Origin of the sequence: Acinetobacter pittii (assembly GCF_034067285.1) — a bacterium.
Classification (GTDB): domain Bacteria; phylum Pseudomonadota; class Gammaproteobacteria; order Pseudomonadales; family Moraxellaceae; genus Acinetobacter; species Acinetobacter pittii_E.
On the sequence record NZ_CP139286.1, the window covers coordinates 2,757,437 to 2,771,056 of the forward strand.

A 13,620-nucleotide genomic window follows, 5' to 3' on the forward strand; every position below is an offset into this window, starting at 1 on the left:
AACTGAACATCGTTTACAGAATTCCTCTTAAGAAAAATTATTCATAACAATCTAATTTATTTAGAAATATATCGAGCATATTAGCGATTGAACACGATTCATCTACACGCTAGATTAGCTGAATTATGTTTCTCCCTTTATGTTGTAATTTATGAAAATTTTAGATGGCGGTTTAGGCCGTGAATTGGCCCGCCGTGGCGCTCCGTTTCGTCAACCAGAGTGGTCTGCACTTGCACTCATTGAAGCCCCTGAAACAGTAAAAGAAGTACATCTCGATTTTATTAATGCTGGTTCAGAAGTGATTACCACCAATAACTACGCTGTTGTGCCGTTTCATATTGGTCAAGAACGCTTTGAAACTGACGGCGTGCGCTTAATTAAAGTCGCCATCGAACAAGCAAAAAATGCAGTTAAAGAAAGCGGCAAAAATGTCAAAATTGCTGGCTGTTTACCCCCATTATTTGGTTCTTACCGTGCGGACTTGTTCCAACCTGAACAAGCTAAAAACCTTGCTGAACCCATTATTAACACATTGGCACCGGAAGTAGATTTTTGGTTAGCAGAAACCCAATCATGCTTAAAAGAAGTTGAAACAGTCCATGCGTTATTACCTCAAGATGGTAAGGACTACTGGGTATCATTCACGCTGCAAGATGAAATTAAACAAGAACAAGCACTACTTCGTTCTGGCGAAAACATGCAACAAGTGGCTGATTTCATCAAACAATCAAATGCTAAAGCTGTATTGTTTAACTGCTGCCAACCTGAAGTGATCTTGCAAGCAATTAATGAAATTAAAGGACTTATTCCAGAGTCTGTACAAATTGGTGCCTATGCCAACGCTTTCCCGCCACAAGATGAAAGCGCTACTGCCAACGATGGTCTGGATGAAATTCGTAAAGATCTAGATGCGCCTGCTTATCTTGGTTTTGCTAAGCAATGGCAGCAAGCAGGTGCAAGCCTAGTCGGCGGTTGCTGCGGTATTGGCCCAGAACACATTGCTGAACTTTCTCAATTTTTTAAAGAATAAATACCATGTCTGCTGCCAAAATTGGATTGTTGTCGCTTACAGCGCTGGTATTTAGCTCTATGGTGGGGTCAGGCGTATTTAGCCTTCCCCAAAATATGGCTCAGGTTGCCAACGGCTCTGCCCTTCTTGTTGCATGGCTCATTACCGGAGTCGGCATTATTTTCTTGGCCCTCACGCTATTACATTTAACCCGCCAACGACCAGATCTAGACGGCGGTATTTATAACTATGCGCGCGAAGGCTTTGGAGACCTGATTGGGTTTTGCTCGGCGTGGGGCTATTGGTTGTGTACCACCATTGGTATTGTCGGCTATGTCGTCATTGCCTTTTCCGGCGTCGGCATGTTTACCGATAGCAAAGACCATATTATTTTTGGTGAAGGTAATACGCTTTACTCTCTGATTGGTTCAAGCATTTTTGTATGGCTGGTGCATTGGTTAGTAAGCCGAGGCATTAAAGAAGCTGCGATTGTGAATTTACTGGCAACCATTGCCAAAATCATTCCAATGGTGGTTTTTATCTTCTTTACCTTTATTGCCTTTAAGTTTGATTTGTTCAAACTCAACCTACATGATTTTTCTTTGCAAGTTCCGCTTTGGCAGCAAGTGAAAGACCTGATGCTCATTACCCTTTGGGTATTTACCGGTATTGAAGGTGCAGTAGTTTTATCATCGCGTGCAAAAAAACGTCATGACATTGGTAAAGCGACCATTTTAGGTGTGTTACTGGCGTTAAGTTTTTACGTCATGGTGACGGTATTGGCTTACGGTGTAGTCAGTCGTGAAGCGCTTGCTGGCATGCACAACCCTTCTATGGCAACTATTTTGCAGCAACTGATTGGCTTGCCGGGTACCATCATTATTACTATCGGGCTGATTATTTCCGTTGCATCGTCTTATTTAAGTTGGACGTTATTTGCTACTGAAATTCCATTTTTGGCTGCAAAAAATGGTGCATTTCCTAAATTATTTTTAAAAAATAATCAGAACAATGTACCTATTTCATCCCTTTGGCTAACAACGCTTGTGGTACAAGGCTCACTCATTGCCGTATATTTTTTCAATAAAAACTACACCCAGCTTTTATTGATTTCATCGGTGATGATTTTACTGCCTTATTTTCTGGTGTCGGCTTTTTATCTTAAAGAATCCATTCGCCACAAACGCACGCCGCATATTGCGATTGCAAGCGTCGCTTCAATCTATGCACTTTGGTTGCTCTATGCCGCAGGATTAGACTTACTACTCTTGTCTGGTGTGTTGTATTTAGTCGGTCTGGTTATTTTTTCAATCAGCTATTTTGAGCACAAAAAATCGCTCAAACAAAATCAGCTTAATTAATTATTTCAACCACTGTTGACTCAGTTCAGCAGTGGTTTTCTAAAAACAAAAATTTCTATTTTGAAGGCTGCGACTGCTTTAAGTGTAATCGCAAAATACGGCGTAGTTCTAAAATTGCCTCAGGGCTAGTTTGAATCGAATGCCCACCCTTAATTATCAACTCCGACTGTTCACCACCTAAATGCGAACTTTGATACGGCACAATCCCATCGCTGCTTTTTAACTTATCAGTCGTGCCATCAATATTGCCCATAATCGAATGATAGACCACTTGTGGCGATGGTTGAATGGCTTGGGTAAACTGCATAAAGTTAGAAGAACGACTTAAATTACTTGCCCCGTTTTCAATTAAGCCTTTTCTGAGTTTCGTGTTTTTCTCATCTCTCATTTCAACAGCAATAAAAAAATCAGCAGGCAAACGAATAACACGGCGGGCAATTTGGGTAAACCATCGGTCAGCGTAGTCTGTACCATGATGCGGCGCAGAAACAAAAACAACCCGATTAAAATATGGCAAAGCTTTGAATTGAAAGCGCTCCCGAATCACTGGATTTTCTTTTAAACGGTTTAATTGCGCTTCATTCATTTTTTGTATGGCTTGCTCTGAAACATCAGAATCGCTTACCAATAAACGGCTAATGACACCGCCCATACTATGCCCAACCAGCACGGCATCATGTGCGGCATAGCTGTCTTTGGCAACGTTTTGAAAAGCTTGATTCAGCAAAGAATAAATCTGAAAACGACTTTCAAAAATCGGCATATTGGTTGAATAAAACACCTGCCAAACTTGGTAATTTTGTCTTAATTCAGCATCGCCCATAATATCATTGGTTAGGCTCACCCAAGCCTCTGGACTACTCGCTAAACCATGAATAAACACAATAATTTTCTTATTTGGGTTAAAAGGTTCCAGCATATATAAATGCGGCATAATCAAATTGGCTTCTTTATTAATTAAGGACCAATAGCCTGCTGCACCTAAATTATATTTCGACAGCCAAAGCCCATAAGGCGCCGAATAGTTGGCAGTGAGCGGATAGTCCACACCCTCAACCTTTACGCGGTCTTGTCGATATGGATCAAACATCGCAATTTCTAACTCTGCCCCAGCAATGACCTGATCTGCTGTGGCTTTTTGTTTAGGGTAAGCAATAGCCGTAACCGGAAAGAAGCGTGGTAAATGTATGTTCGGATTATTCTGCTGAGCATAAAAAGCATCAGGGTCTAAAATGAAGCCGTGATTTACATCATTTTCTTTACGCCCGACAATAAACTCTGCGCCTAAACCATCCTTACGGTTGACGGTATTAAAACCAGAAAAGTTCATGTTATAGCTTGAGCGAAAAGTATCGACTTCAATTTTTTGTACATCTAGCGCGTGGTCAAAATTGACGTGGTACTCATGCCCGTCTGCTTTCAGCAACGGTGGAAAACGATGCGTATTTAAATGATTAAAATACGTAGTCATGAGCTTCGACAAGGCAACGTTATAAAAAATACGCACCTGATTTTGGCGATGGTCAAATACCCGATCGAACGGCGACTCTTCAGAGTCGAATAAATAGACATAACTATAGCGTAAGCTTTTATCAAACAACGCTAACTCTTGCTCAATACAACTGCTACTTTTACTAATGACATTACACTGGCTACTACGCCCAACATCTAAGGCCTTGGCTAAATAGATTTCACTCAGCGCAGCATAGCGTTCTTCTCGACTGCTATTTTCAGACAAGCTTTGAATTTTATTTAAACAATCATCAAAATTTTGCAGACAAGACTTTTCGTCTTTTTTGACCAAATACAGTAAGTTTTGAGTTTGATGGCTTAAGGTGCCATCTGTCAGAATACTTTCATTCTTACTTTTTAAAGCATTGCTTAAATTACTTTCTTTTAAATGAATAACCTGACAGCCACTGAGCAAAGCCATTATTGTTATCACTAAATAATGATAAGACTTTGTCATTGTGCCTTCCTTAATCGAATGTATTCCCCATCTGGTCATTATGCCTGTAAAGCAGTGAACGAACAATTTCGTCTCAGCTTTCATTTTTCTTTAATGCGAAAAAAGCCTGAACTCATTTTAATTCAGGCTAATTTATTCTTTTTTCTCATTAAGCTTGGTTAAACTTTTGCTGTGAAGCTAAATATGAAAAATACAAAATGGGTAAGATAAACGGCGCTACACTCCAGAAATCAAAATAGACATAGAGTACCGTTCCCAAGAAAGCACCAATGACAAAACCAATCACAATACTGGCACTTTTTAGAAAACTAGCCCGATTAGCTGCATTATTGTTTTTAAGCAAGTTGGCAATATCAATACCAAGCTGCGTGGTGTTGCCGGTCATCATGGTACTTGGGCTAATATTTTTAATGAGCGTTTTGCTGGAAGTATTACGAATAGCCAAAGCAATTAAACCCAGCCCGCCTGTTACTGCAACTGTTAATGCATCGGGATTTTTAAATGGCTCGAAATAAAGACCTGCAACCATAAAAGCACATAGAAAAATGGCTTCAAATAAAAATAAATACGACAGTATTTTGTGCTTGACCTGACTGCGGTCAATTAACAGTTTGGTAATCACCACTGTTAAAATAAATAGCGGGATTGCGGCGAGCTTGATCCATAGACCTGAGCCACCTTTAACCCATGCAGCGCCCGCCAACACTAAGTTTCCCGTCACATGCGCGGTAAAAAAACCAAACAATGCAATAAAGCCAATGGTGTCAATTGCTCCGCCCACCATCGTCAATAAAACTGGATCTCGACATATGGCCCAAGTACTTTGTTTCTCTTGTTGCATTGAGGTATCAGGCATAAGCTGCATCCTATTATTTTAAAGTCATTAATTCAGTACAAAGATGTTTTAAATATTTAAAAACAAATCAAAACTAAAGCGTTTATAAAAACAAAAAAGCATGTAAAAACATAGAGTGTTTAATGTCGCAACACTGTCTTCAAAACAGCAACAATAAGGATTGTTTACTTTTAAAACACTAAACGCTTCTCATCCGCAAATCAATTTGACCTCTAAAACTGTTCTGACTATGATGAAGCCGCAAGTTTCGCCAATATTTTGCACAAATGGCTGTAGTGCTAAGTGATTGACAAAGAAAACAACAACGACGAGAAGGAATATGTCTTTTTATAATTTTTTAGTTTTTTTGGGTGGATTATTATTTGTATCGGTTGCCTCTGCTGGCTATAAAAGTCATGCACACCGTGACTTTTACTCAAAATGCATAGCTGCTGGACATAGCCGTACAAGCTGCACATGTATTTATCACCGTTTAGAACGCCAATACTCTCCTAAGCTTATGAATAAACTTGGAAGTTTAAGTTTACAAAGCCCCGAAGTACCCCGTGACTTTGTAAAAACCATGATGCGTACTATGCAACAGTGCCGTTCTTAAATGTACCAATGCCTTAAAGCAAATCGGCAAGATTTCTAATTTCTTCCATCACCGCCTTACACGCAGGTGTTAAATAGCCGTGTTTAGAAATAGACAAAGAAATATAGCGCTTGAGTGCAGGGTTAACGATTTTTGCAGCTTGAATTGAGGTGTATTGGCTGGCCTTCTTTAACGCTTGCGGCCCCAGCATGGTATACATGCGAGATTCGGCAACCAAATGGGTTTGTAAACTAATCGAGTCAGCCTCAAACACAATATTCAGCTCTACCCCATTTTCATAAGCCATATGGTCTAAAAAGTTCCGCCAGTTACTTGGCCTGCAAAACGTGACCAGTGGTAACTGACTTACCTTTTTAAATTCGACTTCATTTGCCTGAGTGAGTGCATCGCCTTCACAGCCGACTAAGTAAGTATCGGCTTGGGTAAGGTAAACATCTCCCTGTTTAGGTGTCGGGTTAAACCGATAGAGTATGGCTAAATCGACGCTGCCATCTTCAAGCCATTTTTCTAAATGCACCCCTTGCCCTTCACGCACCGAGAGTTTAATTAAGGGATATTTTTGCTGAAGCACCTTATACAGAGTCGATAACAACGGATGTGAAGTAGACGGCAAACTGGCAATGCGAACCGTACCAATTGGGGTATCGGTCGAGTGCAAAATTTCATTATTAAGTTGGTCAGTCACGTTCAGCCATGAACGAATTTTAGGAAGTAAATGCTGGCCTAAATCGGTCAGTTCGACACCGCGCCCAGTTCGGTTAAACAAACGGCCACCGCATTGCGCTTCAAGCTCGTTCATTTGCCGACTGATTTGCGGTTGGTTGGTGTTATGCAGCATGGCGACTTTGCTTAAGCTACCGAGTTCCACCGCGTCTAAAAATATTTTCCATAATTCATAATTCATCGATTCTTCCTAAACCGTAAACTGATGCTTTTGAGCTATACATTTTCAGTATAACTGAAATTCAAGAATTGGTAATTCCTACATAGCTCACCTATTTCTATACTCCAATCATGTTCTCTACAACACGATTTAAGTCAGATTAAGAACCAGAGAATATTTAATTACACTGTATAGGAAGTACGATTATGAGTTTAGATTTACGTGGATTAACCCCAGCACCTGTGACTCCTTTTACCCGTGACGGACAAGTAGACCATGATGCGATTCAACGTTTAGGTTCATGGTTAGGCAGCATTGATGGTGTGAAAGGCTTGGTTGTTCTTGGGCATGCAGGTGAAGGAACATTCTTGTCGCAAAAAGAACAAATGCAAGTCATCGAAAGCTTTGTTAAATCGGTAGATGACAAAATTCCGGTAATCGCAGGGATTACGCTCGAAGGTACTTCAGTTGCAGCAGAAGAAGCAAAACGTGCAGTGAGTGCGGGTGCTTCAGCAGGTTTGATTTACCCTTCACATGGTTGGTTGCGTTTTGGTTATCAAAAAGGCGCACCACAAGACCGCTATAAAGCAATTTATGAAGAAAGCGGTTTGCCATCTATTTTATTCCAATATCCAGATGCAACGAAGGCCACTTACGACCTAGAGACTCTACTAGACATTTCTGCACAGCCAGGCGTGTTTGCCATGAAAAATGGTGTACGTAACATGCGCCGTTGGGATGTGGAAATTCCGATTATTCGCCGTGAACGTCCAGACTTACAAGTGTTGACGTGCCACGATGAATATTTGCTTCACACCATGTTTGATGTAGACGGTGCTTTGGTTGGCTATGGCAACATTGCCCCTGAACTGTTAATTGAAATGATTAAAGCAGGTAAAGCCAAAGATTACGCTAAAGCGCGTGCCATTCACGACCAATTATTACCAGTGACTCGCAATGTATATCACCGCGGTTCACACATGGAAGGTACGGTCGCGCTTAAACATGCATTGGTTGCTCGAGGAATTTTGGACCATGCCACTGTGCGTTCGCCACTGCTTCCACTGGCAGATGGTGCTGAGCAAGAAATTCATGATGCGATGCGTCAAGCCGGTATTGGCAAGGTCGATTTAACCCAAGCCGTTGCTTAAATTCTATTCGGGCTAGCATGTACGCTAGCCTTTTTTTCCTGTACGCTGCCTGAGGCCAAACATCGGGCATGTCTCTTAAAAATAATAATAAAAAGCATGCAAACTGTGGTGAACAGGTAGTGCGAAATAGAACAACAAAACTACGAGGAATGTAGTGATAAGGAGATATAAGATGACAAATCTAGCGGATGTAGAACAAATTAGTCATCATCAAAAAAATGCGGAAATTATTGCAAGACTTGAACGGCTACCCGTCACTGGTCGAATGCAATTTATGCGAATTACCATTGGTATAGCGACCTTTTTTGACGCCTATACTGTTCTTGCAATTGCCTTTGCTTTACCCCAACTCATTACCGAATGGCACCTGACGCCTGCCTATGTCGGTGCGATCATTGCTGCGGGCTATGTCGGGCAACTGGTCGGTGCGATCTTTTTTGGTTCTCTTGCCGAAAAAGTCGGTCGTTTAAAAGTACTGTCTTTTACCATTTTACTGTTTGTGGCAATGGACATTTCTTGTCTGTTTGCGTGGAGCGGAATGTCGCTGCTAATTTTCCGATTCTTACAAGGTGTGGGAACTGGCGGTGAAGTGCCTGTGGCGAGTGCCTATATTAACGAGTTTATTGGTGCAGAAAAGCGCGGTAAGTTTTTCTTGCTCTATGAAGTTTTATTCCCGCTCGGCCTGATGTTTGCAGGCATGGCAGCATTTTTCCTGATGCCAATTTACGGCTGGAAAGTCATGTTTATTGTGGGCCTAATTCCTTCGTTACTGGTCATTCCTTTACGGTTTTTCTTGCCTGAGTCACCACGCTGGCTGGCTTCAAAAGGCCGTTTTAAAGAAGCAGATAAAGTCATCAAAAGTTTTGAAGACAGTGCCATCAAAAGCGGTAAAACTTTGGCTGAACCTGTGGTTAAAGAAATTAATCCGCAAGGCATGGCAAAAACCGACTGGCGTGAGCTGTTCCGTGGCATCTACCGTAAACGTACCTTTACGCTATGGGGCATGTGGTTTTGCGTGTATATGGTGAACAATGCCATGGTGACTTGGCTGCCTTCTCTCTACAAACAGCACTTTGGCCTATCGCTGCAAACCAGTTTAGGTTATGGCTGGATTACGTCGGGTGTGGGTGTGATTGCCTCCATTATCTGCGCGTTAATGATTGATAAAGTCGGCCGCCGTCCTTGGTACAGTGCAGCATTTTTCTTGGCAATTATTCCACTCATGAGCCTCTCGATTTTAGGTGCAAAATCGGCGATGGAAGTTGTGATTTTAGCAACACTGAGCTATGCCATTTTGCAAACCATTTCATTCTCTTTATACCTTTACGCTGCCGAACTTTACCCAACTCGCCTACGTGCGATGGGCATTGGTTTTAGTACCGCTTGGTTACGTGCCGGCTCTGCAATTGGGCCTGTTATGGTCGGTCTGGTTGTTGGTGGTTACGGTATTCAATATGTGTTTAGTGTACTTGCGGTTGTGGCACTCATTGGTGGCTTAGTGACATTCTTGTTTGCCATTGAAACCAAAGGCCAAGTGCTCGAAAAACTCTCTCCTTAATTCATCCATTTCATAAAAAGCTTGCCTAACCTTAGCGTTAGGCAAAGGGCTTATTCATGCTTAAAAAAGGAATTTAAAATGAATAAATATTTGCTATGGGGCTGTATTGGTTTAGGCAGCGTGAGCAATGCGTATGCAGAGCTTCCTCAAGAATTTGGCAAGTTAGAATTAAAACTCAACACCCGCTACTGGAACGATGAAGGCGCTGCCCACCCCACGCTTGCCAACCCTTCGCCTTCGTCAAGTGAATATGAACAAAGTGCCTTAGGGCTTGAGTTAAATTATCAGTCACCGTACATGTGGGACTGGCTTGGAGTAGATGGCTCACTCTATGCAGTCACCAAGTTATTTGACTCTGGCAAGCCGAACTCTCAACTTTTAGAGGTTGAAAATAATGGTAAGCTTGATCAAAACTTTGCGACCTTAGGGCAGCTCTACATCAAAGCAAAACTCGGCGACAAAGGCGAAATTAAATTAGGCCGCCAGTTGCACGACTCGCTCTTGCTTAAAAGCACCAATAACCGCGCTGTGCCTGACACTTTTTCGGGTGCGAGCGGTCAGTTTCAACTCAATGATCAGCTACAAACTTACATTGCTTACTATGACCGCTGGAAACCGCGCAGCATGGATAGTTTTGAAAAACTGGTGACTGAAAATGACGAGCGCATTGATTATGTCGGTTTGCTTGGAGCTAAGTATCAGTACAAAAACTGGAGCGTGAATGCCGAATATTTAAATAGCAAAGATTATTTAAAAAAGTACGGGGCGATTGCTCAATATAAATTGCCCCTGCATGGCCTTGTATGGACATTTAACACAGGTGCTTTTTTCTCGCGTGACGATGGCAAGCTGTTCAAATGTGGTGCCGAAACCGAGCTGGACTGTGTTAAAGGCCAAGACATTAACAACCGTGGCAATGGCTATTTTGTCGATGTAAATGTGGCCAAAAACAACCTCGAAGGCGGCATTGCCGTTTCAAAGTTTGATGGTTTTTGGATTGAAGATAACTTTGCCGTGCACTCCGCCCGCAACTCGGTTTTAACGCAAGACCACGGCACCAACCCGTTTCCGACCTCTGCGACCATTGGCCCTGACTTTACCAATAACGATGAAACTGTCATTGCCCTTCGGCTGAAATATAACTGGAAAGACTATGTGAAAGGTTTAAAAACCGAAGCGAAGTATATTTATGGCTTTGGCGCTCACCAAAGTAACATCAGCAGTGATATTGAGGGTAAAGAGCGTTACTTTGACTTTACGGTGAGTTATGCCTTGCCGTGGGTGAAAAACGTAGATGTGCGTTATTCATTTTTACATTATGAGTCGAAGTTTGAAAATGCAAACCTAGGTGAAAAAATAAATGGTTTAACTCGGAAAGATTGGGACCAGCACCGAGTATTTATTAATTACCATTATACATTTTAAGATCGGGCTAAACGTTTAGTTTAGCTTTATTATTTTTATTAATTTAAGGCTTTAAATAGATTAACTTTTGAGTTTAATTAAAATATAAATTTATATTTAAAATTTTTATAATATTTTATTTAAATTGAATTGACCTGTTAAAAACTTATGATTATTATGGTCCCGCTGGCCTACATTGCCAGTCGGTTTTAGCAGACCGTAGATCCATGGCGGGTTATAGTTCCACTATAAGTCGTTAGACCCTTGCGTCCCTTTTCTTTGCGGTAGGACGGGAGGGGGACGCGCTCGCGCGTGCTGGTTCCTTGGATCCCAGTCTGCTAACCCCCTTTCGTTCTACCACCATAATCAATTGACGGTGATTTTTGGTGGTAGAGCTCCATAAATTTTCAGGAGTTAACCATGACCTTTTTTAAATTAATCCTCTATCCTCTCTCATAATTTTATTTATTTAAAATTTAGATTTTCTATTATCTAAAGTTTTAAATTTATAAATTATTTTTATTTTAAAATTTAAATCATTTTATTTTATTGCTTTTATAGGCGGGTTAACTATTGCCTTTAAAAATGATTTTAAACTTTAAATATAGCGGTTTATTTTTTCTCATTGATATATCCCCAATCATTACGAGAATAATATGAAATTTTATAAAACTATTTTGGTTTTAGGCTTGATGATCGGCGATTACAGCGTTTCGGGTTGTGGCCTCCGCACGCAGCAGGAGTTTGAAAAAATTTGCCTGTCGGGTGGGCACACCCAAGCCAGTTGCGACTGTATTTACCAGCGGCTTGAACAAGTGTATTCGCCTAAGCTCATGCAACGTCTAGAACATGTCAGTTTGCAAAGTCCTGTTCTCCCACAGGACTTTGCCCCTACTTTTTTTAGTGTGATGCGGCGGTGCGATAAAGAAGACATGGGCTAAGCGTTTGGCTTAGCTCCCTTATCTCTGTGTCGCAATGGTGGATTACTTTAAATCAGCGCAAAAAATTAAAGTTCTGTTGTGGCACGGGGGCCTTGGAAAGCTATATTATTTATATTTAAAAATATATTAAAAAATCAATATCTTATGTAAATTTTCATTCTTATTTACTTCTCCTGTAATAATAGAAAATAAATTTAAAAAATACTGAAACTTAGACTTTTCAAAAAGATAAAAGAGTATTTGATGAACTAGAAAATATCTTTATAAATTGTGGCATTTGTTTGTAAAACCTTGATCATCCTTTTTGTCCTCTTGAAGATAAACAGTTTTATCTTTAATACAAAACCCAAAGGTTTGTAAGACTGTTCCTTCTTTTGTCACTATTAAATAATAGGCATGATTATCTAGAATATTTTTCTTTTTATAATCTTCAATTGAGATTTTCTTAAACCCTTCATAATCTTGATATTTAAGAATATTTTTATAAGTTAAACCATCTTTCTCAAACTCTTCTAAACTATTAACTTGATAGGCTAAGATAACTATATCTTTATTTTTGAAACTGAATAGTAGATTTTTTGACTCAATTGAACCAATTAGCTGAGGTTCACTTTTTAAGATAGAACATCCTGAGCTGAGTAAAATTAAAGATGAAATAAAAATCAACTTAATACTATTTATAATATCCATATTTATATCCTAGCTTAAAGCTTCCTCAATTTTTGTTTTATAAAGTTCTATAACTTGCGTTAAATTATGGTTTTTAATGTTAGCTTTATTATTCTTACTTAATAAACCCATACCACCATGCTGAATAGCCCAATAATCGGAGACCATTTCAGCTTGCTGTTCTAAGTTATAATCAACAAACTTTTTCGGAAGTGTCTCAACTAAGTTAGGCATTATTTTCGAAGGATATTTTTTTGTTTCGAAGATATTGTAATCATTAGGATTAGTACTCTTTAATCTGGCACATGCTTGAACTGCTCCCGCATGAATTAATACTTTTAGCTTTTTTTGGTGTTGCCAAACATGACCCATTTCATGAAGAAAAATTTTTTTAAAATCATCTGTTTCAGTACTATAATCACTTTTATATAATTTTTGCATTACATAAACATTACCATTAGGTGTCACTAAAGTATCAACATCTTGGGCATCAAACGGAAAATAACTACCTAAATATATTTTAATTTTAGAGCAATCAATACTATTTTTATATACTGATTGCACAAGTTTCACCTCACCAGCAGTAAGTGGCCGATTAGGTAGACTGATTTTTACTTCTTTGACACTCCCATTTTTTGTATTTGTGAAAATATCTGAAAGTGTTTTCTTTTGCTCATATAATGCCATAAATTAGCCTAACCTATAGTTCATCAAAGTAAATAATATTATCTTTTAAGATTAATTCAATTTCGGTAATTTGTTCTTTTCCTTCAGTATAAAATCTATCTGTTTTTCCAGTTATATCTAAATTTCCATTTTTGAAATTTTCACCAATTTTTACTCTGCAATCTATATACTTGAGTAATTCATTTGTTCCATCATTAAAAGAAATTTTTAACTGTTCATCAAACTTTTCACTCTGATTATCCTTTCCAGAATAAGGACTGCCACTTTCTCCTACAACATGAGACTGTTGTGGTTGAATAGTCGCTCCGCATGATAACTTATCACCCGCATATGCTACTGGCTTACCATCAAAAATCACATGGTCATGACTTTTAATAACTACAGACCAACACCTGCATTTAGGGCACATATGACCATCACCAGCTCTAACAAACAAGTTCCCCATCTGAGAACTTCTCGATTGTGTAGATGGAATAACTCCACCATGATCAGTAATAGCGTTGTGAATCGCAAAACCTTTAGCCATAGCCTACCCCT

Annotated in this window: 13 protein-coding genes; 7 read left to right on the forward strand and 6 right to left on the reverse strand. The window is 39.8% G+C overall.

Annotated features, from left to right (window positions below; all coding sequences use genetic code 11):
- Nucleotides 1-151 precede the first annotated feature (151 nt).
- Together SOI81_RS13025 and arcD are read left to right on the forward strand one after the other, a co-directional pair.
- Complete coding sequence (locus SOI81_RS13025) at nt 152-1,030, forward strand: homocysteine S-methyltransferase family protein (protein ID WP_032055118.1); 879 nt, start codon at nt 152-154, stop codon at nt 1,028-1,030.
- 5 nt (nt 1,031-1,035) lie between these two features.
- On the forward strand, nt 1,036-2,370 hold the full coding sequence (gene arcD, locus SOI81_RS13030; RefSeq protein ID WP_216966990.1) for a basic amino acid/polyamine antiporter: 1,335 nt from the start codon (nt 1,036-1,038) through the stop codon (nt 2,368-2,370).
- A gap of 55 nt (nt 2,371-2,425) precedes the next feature.
- Here the strand turns inward: arcD and SOI81_RS13035 are convergent, their stop codons facing one another.
- Both SOI81_RS13035 and SOI81_RS13040 read right to left on the reverse strand, forming a co-directional pair.
- On the reverse strand, nt 2,426-4,339 hold the full coding sequence (locus SOI81_RS13035; protein ID WP_320540888.1) for an esterase/lipase family protein: 1,914 nt from the start codon (nt 4,337-4,339) through the stop codon (nt 2,426-2,428).
- 148 nt (nt 4,340-4,487) lie between these two features.
- Nucleotides 4,488-5,195 carry a YoaK family protein gene (locus SOI81_RS13040; RefSeq protein WP_320540889.1) on the reverse strand — a complete coding sequence of 236 codons (708 nt, stop codon included), beginning with the start codon at nt 5,193-5,195 and terminating at the stop codon, nt 4,488-4,490.
- 319 nt (nt 5,196-5,514) lie between these two features.
- On the opposite strand from SOI81_RS13040, the gene SOI81_RS13045 reads away from it, so the two are divergent.
- Nucleotides 5,515-5,790: a hypothetical protein gene (locus SOI81_RS13045; protein ID WP_224993057.1), complete on the forward strand. Its 276-nt coding sequence runs from the start codon at nt 5,515-5,517 to the stop codon at nt 5,788-5,790.
- 13 nt (nt 5,791-5,803) lie between these two features.
- Here SOI81_RS13045 and cynR read toward each other — a convergent pair whose 3' ends face one another.
- Nucleotides 5,804-6,694, reverse strand: coding sequence for a LysR family transcriptional regulator (gene cynR, locus SOI81_RS13050; RefSeq protein ID WP_320540890.1), 891 nt, complete (start codon nt 6,692-6,694; stop codon nt 5,804-5,806).
- Nucleotides 6,695-6,879: 185 nt separating this feature from the next.
- On the opposite strand from cynR, the gene SOI81_RS13055 reads away from it, so the two are divergent.
- The 4 genes from SOI81_RS13055 (at nt 6,880) to SOI81_RS13070 (ending at nt 11,727) form a co-directional block, all read left to right on the forward strand.
- Complete coding sequence (locus tag SOI81_RS13055) at nt 6,880-7,824, forward strand: dihydrodipicolinate synthase family protein (RefSeq protein WP_000050874.1); 945 nt, start codon at nt 6,880-6,882, stop codon at nt 7,822-7,824.
- Nucleotides 7,825-7,996: 172 nt separating this feature from the next.
- Nucleotides 7,997-9,382 (forward strand): MFS transporter, encoded by a 1,386-nt coding sequence (locus SOI81_RS13060; RefSeq protein WP_320540891.1) that lies wholly within the window; start codon nt 7,997-7,999, stop codon nt 9,380-9,382.
- Between the two features lie 78 nt (nt 9,383-9,460).
- Entirely contained in the window at nt 9,461-10,807 is a 1,347-nt protein-coding gene (locus tag SOI81_RS13065; protein ID WP_320540892.1) for an OprD family outer membrane porin, read from the forward strand.
- Between the two features lie 635 nt (nt 10,808-11,442).
- On the forward strand, nt 11,443-11,727 hold the full coding sequence (locus SOI81_RS13070; RefSeq protein ID WP_320540893.1) for a hypothetical protein: 285 nt from the start codon (nt 11,443-11,445) through the stop codon (nt 11,725-11,727).
- A gap of 261 nt (nt 11,728-11,988) precedes the next feature.
- On the opposite strand, the gene SOI81_RS13075 is transcribed toward SOI81_RS13070, so the two are convergent.
- The 3 genes from SOI81_RS13075 to SOI81_RS13085 are packed head-to-tail and all read right to left on the reverse strand — an operon-like array spanning nt 11,989 to nt 13,609.
- A complete protein-coding gene (locus SOI81_RS13075) occupies nt 11,989-12,417 on the reverse strand; it encodes a hypothetical protein (protein ID WP_239976144.1) in 429 nt (142 codons plus the stop codon).
- Between the two features lie 9 nt (nt 12,418-12,426).
- Nucleotides 12,427-13,083 (reverse strand): hypothetical protein, encoded by a 657-nt coding sequence (locus tag SOI81_RS13080; RefSeq protein WP_239976145.1) that lies wholly within the window; start codon nt 13,081-13,083, stop codon nt 12,427-12,429.
- 13 nt (nt 13,084-13,096) lie between these two features.
- Nucleotides 13,097-13,609 carry a PAAR domain-containing protein gene (locus SOI81_RS13085; protein WP_239976146.1) on the reverse strand — a complete coding sequence of 171 codons (513 nt, stop codon included), beginning with the start codon at nt 13,607-13,609 and terminating at the stop codon, nt 13,097-13,099.
- Nucleotides 13,610-13,620: the final 11 nt, after the last annotated feature.